The following is a 23,639-nucleotide window of genomic DNA, read 5'->3' as shown; positions in this document are numbered from 1 at the left end:
AAGACCTGATGAAGTGATTCATTGTCTCCTTAAGCGCTACTGAATTGGGCTTTTAGGTAACAATGATGACAACCTTTAAATTGACTTTTTTACACCCCCGCAACTGGGTGACATGGGCCGGACTGGGTTTTCTCTGGCTTCTTGTGCAGCTTCCTTATCCTGTTCTTGCCCGCCTTGGCGCGGGCCTTGGACGTTCCGCCCGACCTTTCCTGAAGCGCCGCGAGCGCATTGCACGCCGCAATCTCGAACTTTGTTTCCCGTTAATGGATGACGCACTGCGTGAAGTGCTCATCGAGAAGAATTTTAAATCGCTGGGTATGGGGTTGATCGAAACCGGTATGGCCTGGTTTTGGCCAGATAAGCGCGTACGCCGTTGGTTTGACGTAGAGGGTTACCAGCATTTACAGGCTGCTCAGGCCAGCCAGCGTGGGGTGATGGTGGTCGGCGTGCATTTTATGTCGCTGGAGTTAGGCGGTCGTGTGATGGGGCTCTGTCAGCCGATGATGGCCACCTACCGCCCCCATAATAATGCGCTGATGGAGTGGGTGCAGACGCGCGGGCGTATGCGTTCGAATAAATCCATGATTGATCGCCGTAACCTGAAAGGTCTGGTGAATGCCTTGAAACAGGGAGAAGCCGTGTGGTTTGCGCCTGATCAGGATTATGGTCGCAAGGGCAGCATTTTTGCACCGTTCTTTTCGGTACAAAATGCCGCGACCACTAATGGCACCTTTGTATTATCACGCCTTTCTGGCGCCAAAATGTTGACGGTAACCATGGTGCGTAAAGAGGACTGTTCAGGCTACTCTTTGCATATCGGCCAGGCGTTGAGCGATTATCCGGCGCAGGATGAGTTTGCCGCCGCCAGCTATATGAACAGAGTGATTGAACGCGAAATTTTACGGGCGCCGGAACAGTATTTATGGATCCACCGCCGCTTCAAAACCCGCCCCGTCGGTGAACCTTCGCTCTATAACTAGTGTGTATCGCAAACGCCCCGTTTACGGGGCGTTGTACTTTTCTTTTGCCAACGAAATTCATATGGGATGCTTATGGTCAGGTTTATTGTGGGCGGTTGTTTTGCCCTTTTTACCGTCTGTTCTTCGGCTGCGGGTATCAATTTGATCTGTGATGAATACGCTGCTGTTGTTGATACGTCCGGGTTAACGGTCAATGGTCGACACTACGGGAATCCGCAGGAAAAGCCTTATGAGATCTCTGAACAATACAGCGGGCATACCCTAACCTATACCGACAGTAATGATGCCAATAAAGAGACGAACTGGGTGGCGATTAATATCATCACGCAGATTGAAACAGGGAAAAAAGCGTTCTTCTACTCGGATAGCAACCATACCAATGAGAAGGCGATTATCTGTACGTTGAAAGAGGGGACGCTGGCACAGTAAGGTACAGACTACGCGTTAAATAACCCTACTAAAAAGCGAAATACTGACGGCCAAAACGGCCGTGATCGCCAATCGCGAGCACTATAGTGCGAATGTGCAAAAGTGGTTGAACCCGAAGGACCCACTGCTCAGCGTTAACCTGCTGCGTGTGTGACACACTGTCAGCCTGTTCACATTGAGCGGGCTGTTTCGTCCTGAACTGACTCAGAATCCCTCAAGTAACCGGATCTGGGTGAAGGTCAGGGGGCGGTGAAAGATATACCCGTGGATCCCGTCAGGACTGTAATGATTTAGCAACGACAGGTCCGATGATTTTTTTACACCTTCACAAATGAGGGTCACACCGGTTGACATTAACTGGCTGATAACGACCTGCAGTGTTAACAGTTTCTTTTCGCTTTCGGCGATACCTTCGATAATCGAACGATCGATTTTAATGGTATCGAAATTAAACAACGCCAGACTGTCAACTTGTAGATTTTCCGCACTGAAATCACCCAGCGAAATCATAAAGCCATATTCTTTGGCTTGTTTTAAAAAAGGTAAACTCTCAATAAACTGTGCTTGTGTCGTCTTTTGGCTTATTTCTATTTCAATGTTTTGCGGCAGGACACCCTTGTGCAGACACTGTTGGTAAAGCCAGGCAAGGTATTCTCTGTCATTGATCAAAAGATGTGAGAGGGTGAATGAGATAGTTAAGTCGCGCTTCAATTTTATTAAGTGACAGATGCTCTCGAATATAAAATTCGTTACCTCGCGAATAGCGCCAGATTGTTCTATTGCCGCAATGCTCTGCTGAGCGGGAATTAAAAAACCATCGGCATTGAAAAATCTGGCAATCGCTTCATATCGGAAGATTTTATTACCTGAGAGGCGAATGATGGGTTGAAACTCGACGGTCATTCGCAATTGCTTACCGCTAATGTCCAGATTTTTACTTTTCATTATTTCAGTAAAGCCCCCACTGAGAGAAACAGTGTTTCACAAGCATATAATTTTTTGATTCTACATGGCGATTCATCACAATTGAAAATTGTTTTGAATGATCGATAGTCTCCTTTTGATAGTTGTCATCTATCACTGTTAAAGAAATGATCGCTTAAATCTATAAATTATACTGGTGTTTTGTGTTTATTAGTTTTACTTTAGGGTAAGGATTTACTGATTCCTTGCAAAGTATTTAGTTTATCCTCTTGTTTTCTTGTATGAAAAAAAGAGGTCGATGAGTAAATAACTCCTTCTGCACAATGCAAGTTTTGGTTAAGAAAAGAAAGATTTCACCGGAGTACAATACATAGCCTACTTAGTCAGTCTGATTTTCAGGTTGCTTTAGGAGGGTGTTTTTTATTTTTTTTGGAAAAGTCTTAAATTAATTAAGTGACATCTTAAAGGTGTATTCAGAATATTTCTATTCAGGCAATAATAAGGAAAAACAGCAGCGGTGACGTCTTAGCTTTGGCGATGTAACTTCACATGAAAGGGATATAGCATGGCGGAACACTATTCTCTCCCCCCAGGAAATGTCATTCGTTCATTACTGCAGCATCCCTACATGCTGTCAGTTTATGCTAAAGATATGCCCTGCGCATTAGAGGCTGACATTGCAGAACTGAACCACGAAACAAATCGCATCACACTCGACGTCGAATATGCGGGTACAGATATAAACGTGTATCTTGCGGACGGCGGCTTGAGTTTTGACCTTGAAGCGTTAAAAGGCGTGGACGTTATTGAGCGGGAAACATATAGCCTGAGTAATATCCCTGTCCAGGTGATGAAAAAAGACAGCATGCATTATCGGCTCGAATGCCAATTACCGGAATCTGTTTTTGTCATGGAAAACCGTGACGAGATACGTATCCCGTTTATTCTCGGCATGCAGGCGCACGCAGGAATTGAGGTTTATCCGCCTATGCTGACGATTCCCGGACGTTTACGCAATTTGTCCGTGGGTGGCTGCATGGTTGAAATCGATTTATTCGAAAGCATTGCGCTTAATGTTGGACAGATTATTCCCGGTGTTACGTTGGCGTTTCCTGACGGGGAGCGTTTTTATGCCCAGGGGTGTGTCCGGCATATACGCCCCTTTGGTAACAATGGCTATGCAGCGGTTGGTATTCAGTTTATCAATCTGTCATCGTCTCAGTTGGAAGCGTTGTCCCGTTATGTGCATGAAGCGGAAAGAGAGGCGGCTTACCGTACCGGCATGCGCGGCACTATGATCTCCCAGTCCCCTTTATTTCTCTGTGGTCAACGAGAGCAGAAGAGCCGGCAACGAGAACAGCAAGAACGGGAGCCACGGGCGCGTCAATCACCGATGGAGCAGGGGGTTATGGCGGTGGCGCACCGCTTGCAGGTCGCGCTGATGTATATAAAGACGCACGATCTTCTGCCTATCCGGATTTTTTATGACTGTGTCGACACGTTGCTTTACCTGTTGAAACAGGATCGCAAAGCCCTGCTTTATGCGCTTAGCTATCTGCGCGATGAACCTGACTGGGTTCGTCATGCGGTGCAGGTAGCGGCAAAGCTGGCGGATATGTTGATCTTGCGAGACCCGCACGATCCGCATGTGCGTGAGGCAACGCTGGGTGCCATTATGCACACGCTGGGTAAACCGTTGCTGGTGAGTGCTGCGTTACCTTCGCTCAAAGCCTGTATGGATCCAGCGCAGAAAATGATACTGCGTACGCATGTCGGGGCACTGCTGAACCGGTTGCGCGAGCTGGGGTGGACGCCTGGGTTGACATGCCGCGATGTGATTGAAAATGCGAATGAACGGCTGGATGGGATGGGGTACCCTGCGGGTAAACAGGGGAGTCAGCTCTCTTCGCTGGTGCGTCTGTTATCGGTGATTAAAGCGATTAATAAGCTCACCAATGCGCGCAACGGTGTGTCTCCCCTCACGCCATTGACTGCGTGCCGCTACATTTACCAGGCGGACAGTGCATATGATCGGGCGATCATCGTCGAATATTTGCAAGTCTATGGGTTTTACCCGATTGGTAGCCTGGCGAAATACGCGGGCGGTTTTCTGGCCTGGATTATGGACGTCGATGGCAAAGGTAAACCGAGCGTAGTGCATGTCGTCAAAAATCTTCGCTGCCCTGAAAGCAATATCAGCAGCGTGATGTCGGGAAGTGACTTAGCGCAAATTGGTGCTCTGGAGGATGTTGTTGATCCGGCTGATTACGGCCTGAACGTGGTTAAACTCCAGGCCGTTATCCGCAGCGAAAAGCCGTTTTTTACCCGTACTGCCTCAGAAAATCGACAATCAGTTGCGTCACCATCTCCGGGTTTTCCCGGTTACTGATATGCGCGGCATTGGGGATCAGGGTAAAGTCACAACCCAATTTTTCCGCCATCAGTCGCCCTTCGGTTGCCGGGCGAGGTAAATCGAGCGCCCCGGTGGCAACGTGCGTCGGGCAGGTGATGGTTTCCAGCAAAGCCAGGCGATTCGGACGACCAAAAATCAGTTCGCCCAATGGCACAATGCTGGTGCGTAATTGTTCGGGACTTAGCGCGGAGAGCGAGGTGGAGAGCTGCCGGATGTCTTCCGGATTGGCATATCGGGAATAGAATTGCGCAACCACATACTCGAGCATCGGCACAGGGATACTGCCCAGTGCTTTGATGGCATTGAGCATCATGAAATAACGATCCCTTGCCTCTTGCGTCTCATCCCCCACAAAGGTGTCAAACAGCATTAACGCCTTGACTCTTTCCGGGGCGGCAGCAGCCAGTTCAGCCCCCCACATTCCGCCAACGGATAAACCCACCACGGCAAATTCACGGATGCCCAGTGAGTCCATCAATGCTAAATGGTCGGCGGCAATGTCTGCCATAGAGGATGTCGATGCAGGCAGGGCAGGCGACTGCCCATGGCCCCATAAATCCGTCGCAATAACGCGGAAATATTTTGCCAGGGTGTCAATTTGCGGTGACCACATGGATTTATCAAACAGGTAACTGTGACCTAATAAAACGGGAAACCCTGTACCTGTATCTGAATACGACATCATTGACTGCGTCATCACCCATACTCTCCGTGTTTGATGGCCCATAGCATTGAGCCTGGGTAAACAATAACGATTATGATAGTTGAGTTATTGACCCGTGGTGAAGACGATAAAATCTCATTCTGCTGTGTGATAGCAGGCAACAAGTGCGGCAGGGGGATACAACAGGACAATATGGGGCTTGTTGATGAACAGGGATTTTTGGAATAAAACGTGAAAATTCAACTGTGTCAGCGTACAGCGAGCCCATTCTATGGCTGCCCATCATTAACTGGCGGGGCGCTGTTATCCTGAGAAGTAAAACATTACACATCGCAACGACGTAACCGATATCAAAAATAGGTATTACCTATACATCTTTTCTTTTCCGCCTGCTTTCCTGCAACGGGTTGCCTAAAGCCGTTATTTATCAATTTATTAAACAATTTTTTACCTGGCTGTAAAGCCTTTCAGCAGAGTCTATGCTTATAGCAAGTGCCGAAAAAGGGGCTGCCAGGGAATAACCCTGCGGAAAACGGGTTGAAGTGATAATCATTATCACTAACATAGCATTATGCTCTTCAGATCGGGTGACGTGAGGTAAAGCGATGGAATCATTTAATCCGCAAGATTTTGCATGGCGTGGGCTGACCATGACACCGGCGGCCGCAGAACATATCCGTGCGCTGGCCAGTAAACAGGCGGGTGTACTTGGCGTAAGGCTTGGCATTAAACAGACCGGCTGTGCCGGTTTCGGTTACGTATTAGACACCGTAACGGAGCCCACAGATGACGATTTACTGTATGAATCTAATGGCGCACGTCTCTACGTCCCGTTGCAGGCGATGCCGTTCATCGACGGCACTGAAGTGGATTATGTGCGTGAAGGGTTAAATCAGATTTTCAAATTTCATAACCCCAAAGCGCAGCATGAATGTGGCTGCGGTGAAAGTTTTGGGGTATAGGCGGTACTATGTCTCGTAATACTGAAGCGACTGACGATGTCAAAATCTGGACCGGCGGCAACCTCAACTATAAAGAGGGCTTTTTTACCCGGTTGAGTACCGATGAGCTGGCAAAAGGCATCAATGAAGATGTGGTGCGGGCGATCTCGGCAAAACGCAACGAACCCGAGTGGATGCTGGAATTCCGCCTGAATGCTTATCATGCATGGCTGGAGATGGAAGAGCCGCACTGGTTGAAAGCGCACTACGATAAACTTGATTACCAGGATTACAGCTACTATTCCGCGCCGTCTTGCGGTAATTGCGACGACACCTGCGCGTCTCAACCGGGGGCTGTCCAGCAAACGGGCACCAATGCCTGGTTGACAGAAGAAGTGGAAGAGGCATTCAACCAGCTCGGCGTTCCGGTGCGTGAAGGCAAAGAAGTGGCGGTGGACGCTATTTTTGACTCGGTATCGGTAGCAACCACCTACCGGGAGAAATTGTCTGAACAGGGCATTATCTTCTGCTCCTTTGGCGAGGCGATCCACGATCATCCTGAACTGGTGAAAAAATATCTGGGTACTGTCGTTCCTTCCAACGATAACTTCTTTGCTGCGCTGAATGCCGCCGTCGCTTCTGACGGCACGTTTATCTACATTCCAAAAGGCGTGCGTTGCCCGATGGAACTGTCGACCTATTTCCGTATTAATGCCGAAAAAACCGGACAGTTCGAACGGACCATTCTGGTGGCGGATGAAGGCAGTTACGTCAGCTATATCGAAGGCTGCTCAGCACCGGTGCGCGACAGCTATCAGCTTCATGCCGCCGTGGTGGAAGTGATTATCCACAGAGACGCCGAAGTGAAATACTCAACGGTACAAAACTGGTTCCCGGGGGATAACAACACCGGTGGGATCCTCAACTTTGTCACCAAACGTGCTCTGTGCGAGGGCGACAACAGCAAAATGTCGTGGACCCAGTCCGAAACCGGATCGGCCATCACCTGGAAATACCCCAGTTGTATCCTGCGCGGCGACAACTCCATTGGTGAGTTCTTCTCGGTGGCGCTGACCAGCGGACATCAGCAGGCGGACACCGGCACCAAGATGATCCACATCGGTAAGAACACCAAATCGACGATTATTTCGAAAGGTATCTCCGCCGGGCATAGCCAGAACAGCTATCGCGGGCTGGTGAAGATCATGCCGACGGCGACCAATGCGCGTAACTTCACGCAGTGCGACTCAATGCTGATTGGACCGGACAGCGGCGCGCATACCTTCCCGTATGTGGAGTGTCGTAATAACAGCGCCCAGCTTGAGCATGAGGCCACCACATCACGTATTGGTGAAGATCAATTGTTTTACTGCCTGCAACGCGGTATCAGTGAGGATGACGCTATCTCGATGATCGTCAACGGCTTCTGTAAAGACGTGTTCTCCGAGCTGCCGTTGGAATTTGCCGTTGAAGCGCAAAAACTGCTGGCCATTAGCCTTGAACACAGCGTCGGTTAAGGATTAAGGGATAATAAATGTTAAGTATTAAAGATTTGCAGGTTAGCGTAGACGATAAAGCCATCCTGCGTGGTCTGAGCCTGGAGGTTCGTCCCGGCGAAGTGCACGCGATCATGGGGCCGAACGGCTCCGGGAAAAGTACGCTTTCTGCGACCCTGGCCGGACGTGAAGATTACGAAGTGGTTGGTGGCAGCGTCGAGTTTAAAGGTAAAGATTTACTGGAACTGTCGCCGGAAGATCGTGCGGGCGAAGGCGTGTTTATGGCTTTCCAGTACCCGGTGGAAATCCCTGGGGTTAGTAATCAGTTCTTTTTGCAAACCGCGCTGAATGCGGTGCGTGAGTACCGTGGCGAAGACGCGCTGGATCGTTTTGATTTCCAGGATCTCATGGAAGACAAAATCAAGCTGCTGAAAATGCCGGAAGATTTACTGACCCGCTCGGTTAATGTGGGTTTCTCTGGTGGTGAGAAGAAGCGTAACGACATCCTGCAAATGGCGGTGCTGGAGCCAGATCTGTGCATTCTGGATGAAACGGACTCCGGTCTGGACATTGATGCGTTGAAAATCGTTGCCGATGGCGTTAATGCTCTGCGCGACGAAAAGCGCGCGTTTATCATCGTAACGCATTACCAGCGCATTCTGGATTACATCAAACCCGACTTTGTGCATGTGTTATATCAGGGGCGCATCGTGAAATCCGGCGATTTCACGTTGGTTAAGCAACTGGAGGAGCAGGGCTATGGCTGGCTTACCGAACAGCAGTAACGCGCTGCAACAGTGGCATCACCTGTTTGAAAAGCAGGGTGGTGCGCGTTCTGACGCGGCGCATCAGCACCTCCAACAGATGCTGCGTCTGGGGCTACCCACCCGCAAACAGGAAAACTGGAAATACACGCCGCTGGACGGCCTGCTGAGCAGCCAGTTTGTTGTTGCGGCGGGAACGGTCAGTGAGCAACAACGCGACGCGCTGGCGCTGCCGGTTGATGCGGTGCGCCTGGTGTTTGTTGATGGCGTTTTTAATGCGGCGCTGAGCGACGATACCGCAGGCTCCGGTTTTGATGTGACCTTTAACGATGCCCGCCAGCAATTGCCTGCACCGGTACAGCCGGAAATCTTTTTGCATTTAACCGAAAGTCTGGCGCAGTCCGTGACCTGGATTCAGGTGGCGAAAGACCAGCGGCCTTCTAAGCCGTTGCTCTTAATGCATATCACTCAGGGAGTGGCGGGGGATGAGATGAACACGGCGCATTATCGCCATCATCTTTCGCTGGCGCAGGGGGCGGAAGCGACCATCTATGAGCACTATGTCAGCCTCAACGACAATCCGCATTTTACCGGCTCGCGGCTAACGATGAGCGTTGCAGCGAATGCCCATCTGCATCATGTGAAGCTGGCGTTTGAAAACCCAGCGAGCTACCACTTTGCGCACAATGATATCTGGCTTGCGGACAACGGTTCGGCAAAGAGCGACAGTTTCTTGCTCGGTGGCGCAGTGCTGCGACATAACACCAGTACGCAACTGAATGGCGAGAACACGCAGCTCAATATCAACAGCCTGGCAATGCCGGTTAAGTCGGAAGTGTGCGATACGCGGACCTGGCTTGAGCATAATAAGGGTTACTGTCATAGCCGCCAGTTGCATAAAACCATTGTCAGCGACAAAGGCCGGGCAGTCTTTAACGGATTAATTAAGGTGGCACAACATGCCATCAAAACCGACGGACAGATGACCAACAACAATTTATTGCTCGGTCGTCTGGCGGAAGTGGATACCAAGCCACAACTGGAGATCTACGCCGACGATGTGAAATGCAGTCATGGTGCCACCATCGGGCGAATCGATGATGAGCAGATGTTCTATTTGCGCTCGCGCGGGATCAACCAGCAGGCGGCGCAAAAAATGATTATCCATGCCTTTGCCGCTGAACTGACGGAAGCGATCAACGACGAGGCGCTAAAACATCAGGTGTTGGCGCGAATCAGTCAGCGTCTGGCAGGGGGCGTAGCATGAGTTTTCCCGTCAACGCCGTACGTGCCGATTTCCCGGTACTGCTGCGTGAAGTGAACGGACTGCCGCTGGCATATCTCGACAGTGCCGCCAGCGCACAAAAACCGAATCAGGTTATTGATGCCGAAGCGGCGTTTTTCCGCCACGGCTATGCCGCGGTACATCGCGGCATTCATACGTTGAGCGCAGAAGCCACGCAACGTATGGAAAATGTGCGCGTGCAGGCTGCGGCGTTTCTTAACGCGCGGCTGCCGGAAGAACTGGTGTTTGTGCGCGGCACGACCGAGGGTATCAACCTCGTGGCAAACAGCTGGGGCAACAGCCAGGTGCACGCGGGTGACAATATAGTTATCAGCGCTATGGAGCATCACGCCAATATTGTGCCGTGGCAAATGCTCTGTGAACGCGTCGGTGCGCAACTACGTGTTATTCCGCTCAATCAGGATGGCACCTTGCAACTCGGCGTGCTGCCCACATTGTTTGACGAGCGTACCCGCCTGCTGGCCATCACTCAGGTTTCGAATGTACTGGGCACCGAAAACCCGGTGGCGGAGATGATCACACTGGCGCATCAGCACGGAGCGAAAGTACTGGTGGATGGTGCGCAGGCCGTAATGCATCATTCAGTGGACGTGCAGGCGCTGGATTGTGATTTTTATGTCTTCTCCGGCCATAAGCTGTACGGACCGACAGGGATTGGCGTGCTGTATGTGAAAGAGGCGATCCTGCAGGATATGCCGCCGTGGGAAGGGGGCGGTTCGATGATCGCCACCGTCAGTCTGACGGAGGGCACCACCTATGCCAAAGCGCCCTGGCGTTTCGAAGCCGGCACACCCAATACCGGCGGCATTATCGGCCTTGGCGCAGCTATTGATTACGTCACCCGACTTGGGCTGGACGCCATTGGCGAATATGAGCAGACGCTGATGCGTTACGCGTTAACTGCACTGGCAGAGGTGCCGGATTTAACCCTGTATGGCCCGGCGCAGCGTCAGGGGGTGATTGCTTTTAATCTGGGGAAACACCACGCCTATGACGTAGGGAGTTTCCTCGATAATTACGGTATTGCGGTGCGTACCGGGCACCATTGTGCCATGCCGTTGATGGCGTTTTATAAAGTGCCGGCCATGTGTCGCGCATCGCTGGTTATGTACAATACAGAAGAAGAGGTGGATCGTCTGGTAGCTGGCCTGAAACGTATTCATCAGTTGCTGGGCTAACGTAAGAGGCGAACATGGCTGCATTACCGGATAAAGAGAAGTTGTTGCGCAATTTTAATCGCTGCGCCAACTGGGAAGAGAAATATCTCTATATTATCGAACTGGGACAACGCCTGCCGGACCTGAGCGAGGAGGGCCATAACCCGGACAACATTATTCAGGGTTGCCAGAGTCAGGTGTGGATCGTCATGCAGCGCAACGACGCGGGTGTGATTGAACTGTCAGGCGACAGCGACGCCGCGATCGTTAAGGGGTTGATTGCCATTGTGTTTGTGCTTTATCAGCAAATGACAGCGCAGGATATTGTGGCCTTTGATGTGCGTCCGTGGTTCGAACAGTTGTCGTTAACCCAGCATCTTACTCCCTCCCGCTCGCAAGGGCTTGAAGCAATGATCCGCGCGATACGCAACAAAGCGGCAAACATTAGCTAAACTCAAAAGACAGCTTTCATCCTGTTACGCGAGGCGATCCCCGTCTCGCATGGATTTTCAGCTTTCCGGCAGCCTGCCGGTGAATACAGGAACGTCAGTATGAAACGCGCGTCTCTTCTTTCCTTATGTCTTTTCGGCGCTTTTAGCGCTATACAACTGGCCCATGCAGCGGAATACGTTCTGCCGCCGGATGGCAGCCGTCTCATTGGCGAAAATCAAACCTGGACCGTCAGAGCGGAGGATAAAAATCTGCAGGCCATTGCGCGGCATTTTGATACCGCAGCGATGCTGATCCTGGAGGCGAATGACACGATTGCGCCGGTTCCTCGTCCCGGTACGGTGGTGACCATTCCGTCGCAAATGCTGTTACCGGATACGCCCCGTGAGGGCATTGTGGTGAATCTGGCTGAGCTGCGGCTGTACTATTTCCCGCCGGGAAAAAACAGTGTGCAGGTCTACCCGATCGGTATCGGTCAACAAGGACTGGAAACGCCAGTTTCTGTGACCCGAGTTAGCCAGAAGATCCCTAACCCAACCTGGACGCCAACAGTCGGCATACGTGCGCGCTCACTGGCCAATGGCATTGAATTGCCACCCGTGGTGCCCGCCGGGCCACATAACCCGCTGGGTCGCTTTGCGCTGCGTTTGGGCATTGGTCATGGCGAATATCTCATTCATGGCACCAATGCGCCTGACAGCGTCGGGTTGCGGGTCAGTTCTGGCTGTATGCGTATGAGCGCGCCGGATATTCAGGCGTTGTTTGCTCAGGTCTCCGCTGGGACTCGGGTGACCATCATCAACGAGCCGGTGAAATACGCCGTGGAGCCCGATGGCAGGCACTATATTGAAGTTCATCGTCCGTTGTCGCAGACGGTGGAAGAAGATACTCAGCGGGTGCCCATCCAGCTTTCTCCTGCGCTGGCTACGTTTATTAACCAGTCCGGTGGTGACAAGAAGCTGATCGAGAAGGCGCTGAATCGTCGCGCAGGTTATCCGGTTGCTGTAGCGTCGAGGAAATCCGCAGCGGTGAATCCGGAAAGTGTGTTATCGGTGCAGAACAGCGCAGAAGCCGCGGCAATGAATGCGGAAACGGGACAGAGGGCGATAACGCAGTAGATAAGGAAGGGGAATGGCAGGCAAAAAAAATGGCGCACTACGTGCGCCATTTCAACACAGGAACTCTTACTTACGGTAAGAGTGAGCCTGGTTGTCCAGACGCTGGTTAGCGCGAGCTGCGTCATCTTTAGCAGCCTGAACGTCGGAACGGATTGCGTTCACGTCGTTGCTCAGCTGGTCAACTTTAGCGTTCAGAGTCTGAACGTCAGAAGACAGCTGATCGATTTTAGCATTGCTGGAGCAACCAGCCAGCAGAGTAGAACCCAGGATTACCGCGCCCAGTACCAGTTTAGTACGATTCATTATTAATACCCTCTAGATTGAGTTAATCTCCATGTAGCGTTACAAGTATTACACAAACTTTTTTATGTTGAGAATATTTTTTTGATGGGAATGCCCTTAAATTTGATCGTTCGCTCAAAGAAGCACCGACTTTGAATAAAAGGTTAAAAAACGCGTGTTAAAACAGCAGGCTTCCATCGGATTCATCTTAGATAATGCCGGGCTTAAATAGTGAAATCCGATTTGATTTTTTATTTTGAGTGGTTACCGGAATATAAAAAAAGCGCCGCAAGGGCGCTTTTTTAATCAGTCTGTAATGTTTGACTATATTACAGAACGTGGACAGAGGCCGTGTTGGTCGTGCCGCTTGGAACCAGTGCACCAGAAACCATTACCACAACGTCGCCTTTGGCCGCCAGGCCGCTTTCCAGCGCCACTTCTTTACCCAGACGGTAGAAATCATCGGTAGAGGAGATCTCTTTCACCAGCTGCGCAACAACGCCTTTGCTCAGCACCAGCTGACGCGCGGTCACTTCGTTGGTGGTCAGCGCCAGAATAGTGGCATCCGGGAAATATTTGCGTACTGCGCGTGCGGATTTACCGCCCTGGGTTGCAACCACAATCAACGGGGCTTCCAGTTTTTCAGCCGTCTCAACCGCACCACGACATACGGCTTCGGTAATGCGCAGTTTGCGGCTGTCGTTGTTGAAGTCCAGGCGGCTGGTCATCACGCGGTCGGTACGTTCGCAGATGGTAGCCATAATGGTCACAGCTTCCAGCGGATATTTACCTTTTGCGGATTCGCCAGACAGCATAACTGCGTCGGTACCGTCGAGGATGGCGTTCGCCACGTCGCCAGCTTCAGCGCGGGTCGGACGCGGGTTTTTGATCATAGAGTCCAGCATCTGGGTCGCAGTAATGACCACTTTGCGCGCGCGGATACATTTTTCGATCATCATCTTCTGCGCGAAGATCACTTCTTCAACCGGGATTTCAACGCCCAGGTCGCCACGCGCAACCATGATGCCGTCGGATGCTTCGAGGATTTCGTCGAAGTTATTCAGGCCTTCCTGGTTTTCGATTTTGGAGATGATCTGAATGTGTTCGCCACCGTGCGCTTTCAGATGCTCACGGATTTCAACCACGTCAGAACGTTTACGGATAAAGGATGCGGCAACAAAGTCAACGCCTTGTTCGCAACCAAAGATCAGGTCTTGCTTATCTTTTTCAGCCAGCGCCGGCAGGGCGATGGAAACGCCCGGCAGGTTAACGCCTTTATTTTCGCCGAGGTCGCCGTTATTCAGTACTTTACAGATAACTTTGTTGCCTTCGATGGCAGTCACTTCCATGCCGATCAGACCATCGTCCACCAGCACCGTGTTGCCAACGTTCAGGTCGGTGGTGAAACCTTCGTAGGTCACCGCAACGGTATCAGCGTTACCCACAATGGATTTGTCGGTGGTGAAGGTGAAGGTCTGGCCCGCTTTCAGCGAAACATCGTTGCCGCCTTCCAGTTTGATGGTGCGGATTTCCGGACCTTTAGTGTCCAGCAGAATCGCCGCTTTTTTACCGGTTTTGCTCATCACGTTGCGCAGGTTTTTGATGCGCTGGCCGTGTTCCGCATAGTCGCCGTGAGAGAAGTTCAAACGCATGACGTTCATGCCCGCGTCCAGCATCTTCGCCAGCATCTCTTCGGATTCGGTTTTTGGACCGATGGTGCAAACAATTTTGGTCTTTTTCATGACAGTTCTGGTCTTTAAGTTTGAGTTGAGAAGGATATGGAAATCACGCTCCGGGTAGCGCACGGCTCCGGAGTCAAACCTGTGTTGCGAAAAGAGCGATGCCACAGCCTAAGGATAGGTGACATCAAAAAAGCGTGCAGAGTAATGTGTGCCTGAGATTCAGCCAGCTCGGGGAAAAAATGATGTGAGTTATTTGTTTTAAAGTTCAATCAGCTGAATCCATTCAAATTAGGATGGCGGCATTATAGCGTCCACCTTGACAGAAAGGAATTAAAAACGCTGTTTCAAAATGCGAATTTCTCGTCATCATCATTTTGTTGTGTAACCGTTATCACAAAATTGCGCAACCGTTGCATAAGCGAGGCGGTATGGGGCCTGGCCATAGTGTTGACATCAGTTTGACCCACTCGACGGCAACGTTATTTCTCTGGTGTATACAGATTGATTTATTCTCACATTTTTGTTGCGTTAAAAATAATCAATCGGATTGTTCCGTTTATTATTTGACGTAAAAATACATAGGTGAGAATTAAATAAAAAGAGTGCGTTGGCTCGCTTTTTAAATAACTAGCGAGGCGGATTGGCTTTACTCCATCTGTGATCTTAGCGAGGTGGATATATTCTCGTAGAGGCTACCTGAAAAGGCGCGGATATATTTCATATTTTCAGTAGATATCACTTTTTTGCACTAAGTTTGCTTTAAGGATAATCCTAAAATATTTGCTCTTCCTGAGATTTAACTCGTTGTTTTTTCTATGTTAAGTGAAGGGTGCCTAAATACAATAAAAAAACTAAGTTATTGATATACAAAGATCTTAAATTTTAGAAAGAATTTGCAATAAGTCTCCTTATTACTACCATTAATCGACTCTTAACGAGACTCAATAAATTTATGAAGACATTCGCTCTGGATTATTGCATCCGGAGGTCGGCTGGTGCCTGATTATTATTTACTGCCAGCCTTATTTAATGCTTTTACTCATGATTAAGGTTGGGCGATGACGACTTCCGCAGTGGTTGGTCATGGATATGCTTTTATTTCACCGCCAGAATTCCCTACTCAGCAGGGGCCAATGGGTATCCTGTATGATTTTAATGACGGTGCCCGGTTACTGTTACCGCCCGGCAACTGGCGGGTAGAAATAAGCGATGAAGAAACGGGAAATATCCTCTTTTCCGACGATGTCGCACAGGGCTGGGTGATCAGCACAAAAAAGTATTATGTGCGGTTTCGTCTGCGAGTCTGGGACGGTGTTCAGTCGGAACCCGTGCTGGATCACGTTCTGGATATGCATGGCAAAAAGGTGCTGGTCTCATTTCCCTGCGGTACGCTGGGCGATCTCATTGGCTGGGTACCTTACGCCGAACGCTTTCGACAGACGTACCAATGCAACGTTGATTGCACCATGGCACAGCCCATCGTCGATCTTTTTAAACCTGTCTATCCACAACTCAATTGTTTTACTCCTGAAGCCTGGCAGACCGGGCCGGGCGTGAGTGAGCCGCCCTATGCCAGTTGGCGCGTCGGGCTGTTTTTTCACGGCGATCTCAACAAGCAACCATTTGATTTTCGAGCCGTTGGTCTGCACCGCAGCGCCGGTCATATTCTCGGTGTCGACCCCACGGAAATCGTTCCGGATCTGCGCCAGCGTAGCTCACGTCGTATCGCCGAACCCTACGTCTGCATTGCGACTCAGTCCACCAGCCAAGCCAAATTCTGGAACAACGGCAGCGGCTGGCATGAAGTGATCGACTATCTCAAAGAGCAGGGCTACCGCGTGCTGTGTATCGACAAAGAGCGCGTGGTAGGGCGCGGTTACATTTGGAACAAAATCCCCCACGGCGCGGAAGACTTCACCGGCAATCTGCCCCTCGCAGACCGCGTGGCGCTGCTGGAGCACGCCGAATTCTTTATCGGCCTCGGCAGCGGTCTCTCCTGGCTTGCCTGGGGCTGCCGTATTCCGGTGGTGCTAATCAGTGGATTCAGCCTGCCTAACAGCGAATTTCATACCCCCTGGCGCGTCATCAACACGCATGTCTGCAACGGCTGCTGGGATGACGTGCGGTTTAATTTTGATCATCAGGACTATTTCTGGTGTCCGCGCCACAAAGGCACGGAACGCCAGTACGAATGCACACGTTTTATCACTGGCAAGCAGGTCATCGGCCATCTTCGTCGGCTGATTGCCCTGCAAAGCGATCCCTTTGGCATCAAAACAACAGCATTTGCAGACCCCAATCAACACGCCGCCTGACGGATGAGGGAAGGGTTTCGAGGACATTAAAATGAAGAAAAGTCTTAACTGCAGTTACCGGCTGGTGTGGAATGACATTCAGCGGGCGTTCGTGGTGGTTTCAGAACTGACCAGGGCGAAAGGCAAGCGTGCAAGTGGCGCGGTGTTGATCTCGGCTGCGGTGGGCGGCATGTTTGCAAGCAGCGGGGCGATGGCGTTCACCCCGGATGTCACTGGTTCGACGCGGGATGAGGTGGTACAGGAGGGGGTACAGAACGTGCGCACCGGTGGGTTAGCCACCAACCATACTATTGGCAACCGCGGTACCCAGATAGTGGCGGGCGGCCAGACCGTGGATACCCGCGTTCAGAATGGCGGTTCGCAGATTGTGCGTCAGAACGGTCAGACGACCGGGACCGTTATCACTGACGGGGCACAAATTGTTGAAGTGGACGGGACGGCAACAGGTTCGCAACTTAACAGCGGTGGCAAGCAGGCGGTCGCCGGTAGGGCAAATGGCACCATTGTCGGTGCTGGCGGTGTGCAAACTGTGCTACAGAGTGGGGTGGCAAGCCAGACGATTATTAACAATGGCGGTGTACAAGCCGTTAACGGCAATTCTGCTCAGGGTGTCATTAACGCAGGCGGCATCCAGCTCATCAACAGCGGTGGTTTTTCTCAGGACGCGACGGTCAACAGCGGCGGCGTTCAGCACGTTAACGTCGGCGGTTCCGCTGCTGACACCGCCATTTTTGGCGGCGGCAAGCAAGTCGTGGCCGGCACGGTATCGGGTGCGCACCTCAACGACGGTGGCGCACAGCTGGTTCAGCAAACCGGCAAAGCCACCGGTACTATCATCAACAACCGCGGCACACAAACCGTAGACGGCACCGCGATCTCCGCAGTTGTCAACGACGGTGGTACCCAACTGGTGCATAGCGGCGCGCTGGCGGCGGGCACAGCCGTGAACAGCGGCGGGGTTCAGCATATCAATCAGGGCGGGGCAGCCTCCGACGGCGTAGTGTTTGGTGGCGGCACCCAGGTTGTTGCGGGAACCGCATCCGGCACCAGCGTCAACGATGGTGGTGCGCAGCTGGTGCAAAAAACCGGTAAATCTACCGGTACCATCATCAACAATCGTGGCACGCAGACTGTAGACGGTCAGGCCATCTCCTCTATCGTCAATGCTGGCGGTACGCAGCAGATTAATCGCGGCGGGCTGGCCACAGGCGGCGTAGTGAACACCGGTGGGCTGCAACATATCAGCGAAGGCGGTGCGGCATCCGATGCCATTTTGCTCGGCGGCACACAATTGGTAGAAGGCACCGCCTCTGGCACCGTCATCAATAACGGCGGGCTGCAACAGATTCACGCCAGTGGCATGAGCAGTGATGCGGTAGTTAACGCCGGCGGCGAACAGGATGTCGATGGCGTCTCGTTTTCAGCAGAAGTGAATGACGGTGGTCTGCAGAAAGTCCGCAGCGGCGGTGCAGCCTCCAGCGCAGTGATTAACAGTGGCGGTATTCAGAATGTGCTCTCAGGCGGGGCAACTGCTTTCACCACGCTGTTGGGCGGTATTCAGCAACTGGCGGGGGTGGCGGCAGACACCATCATCGGTGCAGGCGGCGTACAACACGTGCAGGTTGGCGGTAGCGCCACCGGATCGCTGATCAACGATGGCGGCCTGCAGCGCGTGGATGGCACAGCCACCTCATCGGTTATTTATAACGGCGGCACCCAACTGGTGAACCGTGGCGGGCTGGCGGATAACGCTACCGTTAACAGCGGCGGCCTGCAACACATCAATGAAGGCGGCGCTGCGTCCGACACTACGGTGTTTGGCGGCGGTCGGCAAGTTGTTGCCGGCACGGCCTCCGGTACCAGCATCAACGACGGCGCTTACCAGCTTGTCCAGGCCACCGGTAAAGCCACCGACACCATCATCAGCAGCGGTGGCACACAGGCGGTAGACGGCACGGCGATCTCCGCTGTGGTCAATGAAAGCGGTGTTCAACTGATCCACTCCGGCGCGCTTGCCACGGGCTCGCTGGTTAATTCCGGTGGTCTGCAGCACATCAACGAAGGTGGTGCTGCTTCGGATGCGTTGCTGTTTGGCGGCACCCAGATTGTTGAAGGTACGGCATCCAACACTCGTGTGGACTCGGGGGGTGTGCAGCAGGTTCACGTTACCGGGAAAACGACTGACAGCAAAATCTATGACGGTGGTTTCCAGGATGTTGACGGTACGGCTAATGGCACGATCGTCTACACCGGCGGGAAACAGGTGATCCGCAGCGGCGGTCATGCGAACAACACTCGCGTCGATAAAGATGGCGTGCAGATTGTGCGTGCCAACGGTGCGGCCTCCAAAACGACACTGCTGGGCGGAACGCAGCAGGTAGCCGGGTTGGCGGATGACACGGTCATCGGCGATGGCGGCATCCAGCACGTCCAGGTGGGCGGTCTTGCTACTGGGTCGCTCATCAACAGCGGCGGTCTGCAGCGCGTTGATGGTTCAGCGACTTCTGCTGTCGTGAACAACGGCGGGGTGCAGTTGGTGAACAGGGGGGGGCTGGCTGCAGGTTCCATCATCAACAGCGGTGGTTTGCAGCACATCAACCTTGGTGGCGCGGCGTCTGATGGCACCATCTTCGGTGGCGGCAAACAACTGGTGGCAGGAACCGCGTCCGGAACCAGCATCAGCGATGGCGGTCTGCAGATTGTGCAAGCTACCGGCAAAACCACCAACACCATCATCAACAGCGGCGGTGTTCAGAGCGTGGACGGCGATTCCACCTCATCGGTGGTACGCAACGGCGGCACTCAACTGGTGAATAAGGGTGGCCTGGCGACAGACACCACGGTGAACAGCGGCGGCCTGCAGCATATCAATCTCGGCGGCTCGGCGGCTGGTGGCACCATCTTCGGCGGCGGAAAACAGGTGGTGGCGGGTACGGCGTCGGGTACCAGCCTGAATGATGGCGCCTATCAGATCGTCACCACCAGCGGGAAAGCGGTCAGCACCCTGATCAACAGCGGCGGTGTGCAGAGCGTCGATGGCAACGCGACGTCGGCGGTGGTGCGCAACGGTGGTACCCAACTGGTGAATAAAGGTGGCCTGGCGGCAGGCACCACGGTGAACAGCGGCGGTGTGCAGCACATCAGCCTCGGTGGGGCGGCGTCTGACGGCACGGTGTTCGGCGGTGGTACTCAACTGGTAGAAGGCTCTGCGTCTGGCACCAGCATCAGCGACGGCGGGGTACAACTGGTGACCAAGAGCGGTCAGGCCAGCGGCACACTGATTAACAGCGGCGGCGTACAGCGTGTCGACGGGCAATCGTTCGACGCGGTGATTAATAACGGTGGCCTGCAAATCGTTGACCCGTACGGCTGGTCACGCCAGAGCGTCATTAACGCTGGCGGAACGCAGATCCTCAGCAACGCCGCAGTGGCGATCTCCACCGTGTTGAACGGCGGTGAGCAGCACATCAATAACGGCGCAAAATCCTTTGCTGCGCGCCTGCTGGGCGGTACGCAGAATATCGGCAGCGGCGGGCAAGCCTTTGAAACACGCGTCGAGAAAGGGGGGGTACAGAACGTTAATTCGGGCGGTTACACCTACGGTGGGACCATCTCCACTGGCGGCAGACAAAACGTTGCCTCAGGCGGCGTTACTGATTTCACCTTTATTGATGGCGGTTTACAAGTGGTTGACGGAACCTCGATTGTCAGCATCGTGAAAAACGGCGGGCGTCAGGTGATTAACAAAAACGCCAATGCTGAAGTCTCTGTGGTAATTGATGGCGGCATTCAAGAGGTCTTCGGCACTACCACCGGGTCGGAAATCACCAATGCAGAGCAGCGCATCTATGACGGAGGTGCCGCGACCTCTACTGTGCTAAGCGACGGTGCAGTGCAGGGTATTTATGATGGTGCAGTGGTGACCGATACCCGTAACCGCAACAGCATCCAGAACCTCTACAGCGGTGGGCGCGCGGAAAACACCCTGATGGATAATTTTGCGGTGCAGAATATCGCTGCGGGTGCAACGGCGGTGAAAACCTCGATGATCAACTCCAGCCAGCAGAATGTGCGCGGCAGTGCGGTTGATACCGAACTTTCCGCGAACGGCGTGCAGAATATCTACCGGGGCGGGACCGCGACTCGCACGACGCTCTACGAGCGCGGCATCCAGAATATCTACAGCGGGGGTTCATCGGTACTTGCTGTCATCCAGGCCGGCGGGATCCAGAACGTGCTTAACGGAGGGACCTCCATTAGCACCACCATTAACGATGGCGGCACCCAGAACGTAAGCAGCGGCGGGACGGTCATCTCCACTATCATCCGTGAAGGCGGGATCCAGAACGTTAATGACGGCGCGATCGTTATCGACAATATGGTGGTGGGTGATCAGGTGGTCAATAAGGGCGGCACCGTCGCCTCGTCCACCGTCAGTGAAAATGGCACCCAAAGCGTCAGTTTCGGCGGCACGGCTATTGCTACTACTGTTAGCAAAGGCGGCGCCCAGTTCGTTCGCGCCGGGGGCGTGGCGGATCTGACAGCGATTGAGCGCGGCGGCATACTGGCGTTGGAAGATGGCGCAACGGTCACCAATATCAACCTCAATAGCGGCGCAGCGTTGATGGCAGGCACTGACACCTCGCTCACCGGCACCAACGCGCTTGGCAGTTTCTCCATTGCCAATAGTGTTGCGGAAAACGTACTGCTTGAAAATGGCGGCCTACTATTGGTTGCTGCAGACGGCACTGCCAACAATACCGTAGTAAGCGAGAACGGTACGCTGAGCGTTGCCGAGGGCGGTATGCTGACTGGGGTAACCCAAGTCAACGACGGCGCTACGCTTGCCGGTAACGTTAACAACAGCGGCGAACTGCATATCACCACTGATACCAGCAACAACACCATTAACGCGGCCATTTCCGGCAACGGTACGCTGTATAAAGAAGGTGATAACACGCTGACCCTGAGCGGTGTGCTTGATCAATCTGGGGGTACCTATCTGCAGAGCGGTACCCTGGTGTTCAGCGGGCTGGATGCCGTGACCGACATCATCGCCCAGCGCGGCACCTCACTACAGCTGACCAACGGCACCTCGCTGACCGGGATGATAGACCCGACAGATCTGACCATTGATGCCGGTTCAAATTGGCTGATGACTGCTAACTCCCTGCTCAATAACCTGACACTCGGCGGCTCGATAGATTTCCAGGCACCGACCGGGACCTTCGTTCCGAAAACCCTGACCGTCACCAATCTGGTAGGCAATGGTGGCACCATTACCCTGAACACCCTGTTTAACGGCAATACCGCTGTGAGTGACAGCCTGGTGCTGGACGGCGGTACAGCGACCGGTAATACACAGATCGCCATCCGCAGTCAGGGCGGTCTGGGTGCACGTACTACCGGCAACGGCATTCAGGTGGTGAATGCCATCAACGGTGCGACTACGACCGATGATGCCTTCAGTCTCAGCGGCAGCCTGCAGGCAGGTGCATATAACTACACCCTGCAACAGGGCAGCGCCGACCAAAGCTGGTATCTGACGACTGCTGATGCGGGTAGCAACGAGAACGGCCCGCAGAACTACCGTTCGGCAATGTATCTCTATAACTCCATCTATGCTCAGGCTATGGACTACGACAGTGCGCTGCTCGGCTCGCTGGATGCACGTCGCTATGCGGCGCGTACCGCAGCCGAAAGTGGTAGCAACATGTGGGCCCGTTTCCAGGCCGGCCAGATGAGCCACGATCACGGCAGCAATGATTTGCGTAGCGGCAACACGCCGGACAGTAAAGGCGGCTATACCTTCCTGCAGATCGGTAGCGATCTGTGGCAGGGATCGGCCTCCACCATGGAATGGACCGTTGGCGTGTACGGTGCGGCGGGACTTTCTGCCGTCGACGTGCAGCGCAACAACAAGTCGAAAGCCGGTACGGTACGCGACGACGCTTACAGCGGCGGCCTCTACCTCAACGGTGTGCATGAGAGTGGCTGGTGGATGGATGTGGTAGCCCAGGGGACACGCCACAACTTCGATACCAACCCGCGCGACGGAGATGGCCTGAAAACCCACGGCTGGGGCTACCTTGGCTCCGTCGAAACCGGTTTGCCGTTTGAGATTGGCGGCGGCCTGGTGTTGGAACCGCAGGTCCAGTACCAGTATCGCGGAGTGAACCTTAAAGAGGGTAATGATGACGTTGCAAACGTGCAGTTCGGCGACGGTCACAGCCAGCAGGTACGTGCTGGTTTGCGTCTGGGCAATAACGCGACGCTGAAAGAGACAGGCAAACCCGTACCGGTAAGCTGGTGGGTGCGTCCATCCTTTATCCAGACCTTCGATTCGAAGGGCACGCTGAACGTCAACGCGCCAGGCGTAGCAGGCAGCGAGGTCGCATTTAATCCGGATCAGGACGGGACAGCGGCAGCACTGGATGTCGGTATCGATGGACAGATCCGCGATAACGTTACCCTCGGTGTGCGGGCAGGCTATACCCGGAGCATCAACGACGCTGGCACCGGCGGTTACGGCGGTCAAATCACGCTGAAAGTCGGATTCTGATCGCCAGGCTGTAATACGAAAAGCCGCGCCGAAAGGTGCGGCTTTTTTTTGCCTGTTTTTTTCAACGCATACGGGAAGGTTGCATTATCACTGTCGCTAAGGCGCAATCGGCGTGGCGGTGATGTTTATGCTGAAATGAAAAAGCGGAAGAAAAAC

17 protein-coding genes are annotated in these 23,639 nt (G+C 53.1%); 12 read left to right on the top strand and 5 right to left on the bottom strand.

Annotated elements, in window-relative coordinates; all coding sequences use genetic code 11:
- Window positions 1-62 precede the first annotated feature (62 nt).
- A complete protein-coding gene (lpxP, locus tag GA0061071_RS17540) occupies window positions 63-980 on the top strand; it encodes a kdo(2)-lipid IV(A) palmitoleoyltransferase (protein ID WP_061495233.1) in 918 nt (305 codons plus the stop codon).
- Window positions 981-1,052: 72 nt separating this feature from the next.
- The gene (locus GA0061071_RS17535; RefSeq protein ID WP_245191443.1) at window positions 1,053-1,409 is read left to right on the top strand and encodes a hypothetical protein; all 357 of its coding nucleotides are present in this window, start codon (window positions 1,053-1,055) and stop codon (window positions 1,407-1,409) included.
- Window positions 1,410-1,613: 204 nt separating this feature from the next.
- Here the strand turns inward: GA0061071_RS17535 and GA0061071_RS17530 are convergent, their stop codons facing one another.
- Complete coding sequence (locus GA0061071_RS17530) at window positions 1,614-2,354, bottom strand: EAL domain-containing protein (RefSeq protein ID WP_088236897.1); 741 nt, start codon at window positions 2,352-2,354, stop codon at window positions 1,614-1,616.
- Window positions 2,355-2,898: 544 nt separating this feature from the next.
- Here GA0061071_RS17530 and GA0061071_RS17525 point away from each other — a divergent pair.
- Window positions 2,899-4,722, top strand: a complete 1,824-nt coding sequence (locus tag GA0061071_RS17525) for a PilZ domain-containing protein (protein ID WP_088236896.1) — start codon at window positions 2,899-2,901, stop codon at window positions 4,720-4,722.
- Here the strand turns inward: GA0061071_RS17525 and GA0061071_RS17520 are convergent.
- Entirely contained in the window at window positions 4,655-5,443 is a 789-nt protein-coding gene (locus GA0061071_RS17520) for an alpha/beta fold hydrolase (protein ID WP_167352663.1), read from the bottom strand. The two genes, GA0061071_RS17525 and GA0061071_RS17520, sit on opposite strands and share 68 nt — an antisense overlap.
- A gap of 572 nt (window positions 5,444-6,015) precedes the next feature.
- Here GA0061071_RS17520 and sufA point away from each other — a divergent pair.
- The 7 genes from sufA (at window position 6,016) to ldtE (ending at window position 12,642) form a co-directional block, all read left to right on the top strand.
- Window positions 6,016-6,372, top strand: coding sequence for a Fe-S cluster assembly scaffold SufA (gene sufA, locus GA0061071_RS17515; RefSeq protein ID WP_088236894.1), 357 nt, complete (start codon window positions 6,016-6,018; stop codon window positions 6,370-6,372).
- Between the two features lie 8 nt (window positions 6,373-6,380).
- On the top strand, window positions 6,381-7,868 hold the full coding sequence (gene sufB, locus GA0061071_RS17510; RefSeq protein WP_061495246.1) for a Fe-S cluster assembly protein SufB: 1,488 nt from the start codon (window positions 6,381-6,383) through the stop codon (window positions 7,866-7,868).
- Window positions 7,869-7,885: 17 nt separating this feature from the next.
- Entirely contained in the window at window positions 7,886-8,632 is a 747-nt protein-coding gene (gene sufC / locus GA0061071_RS17505; protein WP_088236893.1) for a Fe-S cluster assembly ATPase SufC, read from the top strand.
- Window positions 8,607-9,878 carry a Fe-S cluster assembly protein SufD gene (gene sufD / locus GA0061071_RS17500; RefSeq protein ID WP_088236892.1) on the top strand — a complete coding sequence of 424 codons (1,272 nt, stop codon included), beginning with the start codon at window positions 8,607-8,609 and terminating at the stop codon, window positions 9,876-9,878. Before sufC ends, sufD begins: the two co-directional genes overlap by 26 nt.
- Window positions 9,875-11,095, top strand: a complete 1,221-nt coding sequence (gene sufS, locus GA0061071_RS17495) for a cysteine desulfurase SufS (RefSeq protein WP_088236891.1) — start codon at window positions 9,875-9,877, stop codon at window positions 11,093-11,095. Before sufD ends, sufS begins: the two co-directional genes overlap by 4 nt.
- Before the next feature lie 14 nt (window positions 11,096-11,109).
- Window positions 11,110-11,526: a cysteine desulfuration protein SufE gene (gene sufE, locus GA0061071_RS17490; RefSeq protein WP_088236890.1), complete on the top strand. Its 417-nt coding sequence runs from the start codon at window positions 11,110-11,112 to the stop codon at window positions 11,524-11,526.
- A gap of 99 nt (window positions 11,527-11,625) precedes the next feature.
- Window positions 11,626-12,642 carry a L,D-transpeptidase LdtE gene (gene ldtE / locus GA0061071_RS17485; protein WP_088236889.1) on the top strand — a complete coding sequence of 339 codons (1,017 nt, stop codon included), beginning with the start codon at window positions 11,626-11,628 and terminating at the stop codon, window positions 12,640-12,642.
- Between the two features lie 66 nt (window positions 12,643-12,708).
- On the opposite strand, the gene GA0061071_RS17480 is transcribed toward ldtE, so the two are convergent.
- From GA0061071_RS17480 to GA0061071_RS23775, 3 genes are all read right to left on the bottom strand, one after another.
- A complete protein-coding gene (locus tag GA0061071_RS17480; RefSeq protein ID WP_007374746.1) occupies window positions 12,709-12,945 on the bottom strand; it encodes a major outer membrane lipoprotein in 237 nt (78 codons plus the stop codon).
- A 308-nt stretch (window positions 12,946-13,253) separates the two neighbouring features.
- Window positions 13,254-14,666, bottom strand: a complete 1,413-nt coding sequence (pykF, locus tag GA0061071_RS17475) for a pyruvate kinase PykF (RefSeq protein ID WP_088236888.1) — start codon at window positions 14,664-14,666, stop codon at window positions 13,254-13,256.
- A gap of 14 nt (window positions 14,667-14,680) precedes the next feature.
- The gene (locus tag GA0061071_RS23775; RefSeq protein ID WP_420843405.1) at window positions 14,681-14,791 is read right to left on the bottom strand and encodes a hypothetical protein; all 111 of its coding nucleotides are present in this window, start codon (window positions 14,789-14,791) and stop codon (window positions 14,681-14,683) included.
- 873 nt (window positions 14,792-15,664) lie between these two features.
- Here GA0061071_RS23775 and GA0061071_RS17470 point away from each other — a divergent pair.
- Together GA0061071_RS17470 and GA0061071_RS17465 are read left to right on the top strand one after the other, a co-directional pair.
- On the top strand, window positions 15,665-16,921 hold the full coding sequence (locus GA0061071_RS17470; RefSeq protein ID WP_088236887.1) for an autotransporter strand-loop-strand O-heptosyltransferase: 1,257 nt from the start codon (window positions 15,665-15,667) through the stop codon (window positions 16,919-16,921).
- Between the two features lie 31 nt (window positions 16,922-16,952).
- Complete coding sequence (locus GA0061071_RS17465) at window positions 16,953-23,483, top strand: AIDA repeat-containing protein (RefSeq protein ID WP_088236886.1); 6,531 nt, start codon at window positions 16,953-16,955, stop codon at window positions 23,481-23,483.
- Window positions 23,484-23,639: the final 156 nt, after the last annotated feature.

The organism is Kosakonia oryzendophytica, assembly GCF_900094925.1.
GTDB lineage: Bacteria > Pseudomonadota > Gammaproteobacteria > Enterobacterales > Enterobacteriaceae > Kosakonia > Kosakonia oryzendophytica.
The sequence above is the reverse complement of the archived record's forward strand: the minus strand, read 5'-3'. Positions and strand labels throughout refer to the sequence as shown.

What these genes read in the sequence shown, in the direction of transcription:
- sufC (WP_088236893.1), top strand. Translation starts at nt 7,886, where the DNA reads ATGTTAAGTATTAAAGATTTGCAGGTTAGCGTAGACGATAAAGCCATC.
- GA0061071_RS17535 (WP_245191443.1), top strand. Translation starts at nt 1,053, where the DNA reads ATGGTCAGGTTTATTGTGGGCGGTTGTTTTGCCCTTTTTACCGTCTGT.
- pykF (WP_088236888.1), bottom strand. Translation starts at nt 14,666, where the DNA reads ATGAAAAAGACCAAAATTGTTTGCACCATCGGTCCAAAAACCGAATCC.
- GA0061071_RS17470 (WP_088236887.1), top strand. Translation starts at nt 15,665, where the DNA reads ATGACGACTTCCGCAGTGGTTGGTCATGGATATGCTTTTATTTCACCG.
- GA0061071_RS17465 (WP_088236886.1), top strand. Translation starts at nt 16,953, where the DNA reads ATGAAGAAAAGTCTTAACTGCAGTTACCGGCTGGTGTGGAATGACATT.
- GA0061071_RS17480 (WP_007374746.1), bottom strand. Translation starts at nt 12,945, where the DNA reads ATGAATCGTACTAAACTGGTACTGGGCGCGGTAATCCTGGGTTCTACT.
- sufE (WP_088236890.1), top strand. Translation starts at nt 11,110, where the DNA reads ATGGCTGCATTACCGGATAAAGAGAAGTTGTTGCGCAATTTTAATCGC.
- sufA (WP_088236894.1), top strand. Translation starts at nt 6,016, where the DNA reads ATGGAATCATTTAATCCGCAAGATTTTGCATGGCGTGGGCTGACCATG.
- sufS (WP_088236891.1), top strand. Translation starts at nt 9,875, where the DNA reads ATGAGTTTTCCCGTCAACGCCGTACGTGCCGATTTCCCGGTACTGCTG.
- sufB (WP_061495246.1), top strand. Translation starts at nt 6,381, where the DNA reads ATGTCTCGTAATACTGAAGCGACTGACGATGTCAAAATCTGGACCGGC.
- GA0061071_RS17525 (WP_088236896.1), top strand. Translation starts at nt 2,899, where the DNA reads ATGGCGGAACACTATTCTCTCCCCCCAGGAAATGTCATTCGTTCATTA.
- lpxP (WP_061495233.1), top strand. Translation starts at nt 63, where the DNA reads ATGATGACAACCTTTAAATTGACTTTTTTACACCCCCGCAACTGGGTG.
- ldtE (WP_088236889.1), top strand. Translation starts at nt 11,626, where the DNA reads ATGAAACGCGCGTCTCTTCTTTCCTTATGTCTTTTCGGCGCTTTTAGC.
- GA0061071_RS23775 (WP_420843405.1), bottom strand. Translation starts at nt 14,791, where the DNA reads ATGTCACCTATCCTTAGGCTGTGGCATCGCTCTTTTCGCAACACAGGT.
- GA0061071_RS17520 (WP_167352663.1), bottom strand. Translation starts at nt 5,443, where the DNA reads ATGACGCAGTCAATGATGTCGTATTCAGATACAGGTACAGGGTTTCCC.
- GA0061071_RS17530 (WP_088236897.1), bottom strand. Translation starts at nt 2,354, where the DNA reads ATGAAAAGTAAAAATCTGGACATTAGCGGTAAGCAATTGCGAATGACC.
- sufD (WP_088236892.1), top strand. Translation starts at nt 8,607, where the DNA reads ATGGCTGGCTTACCGAACAGCAGTAACGCGCTGCAACAGTGGCATCAC.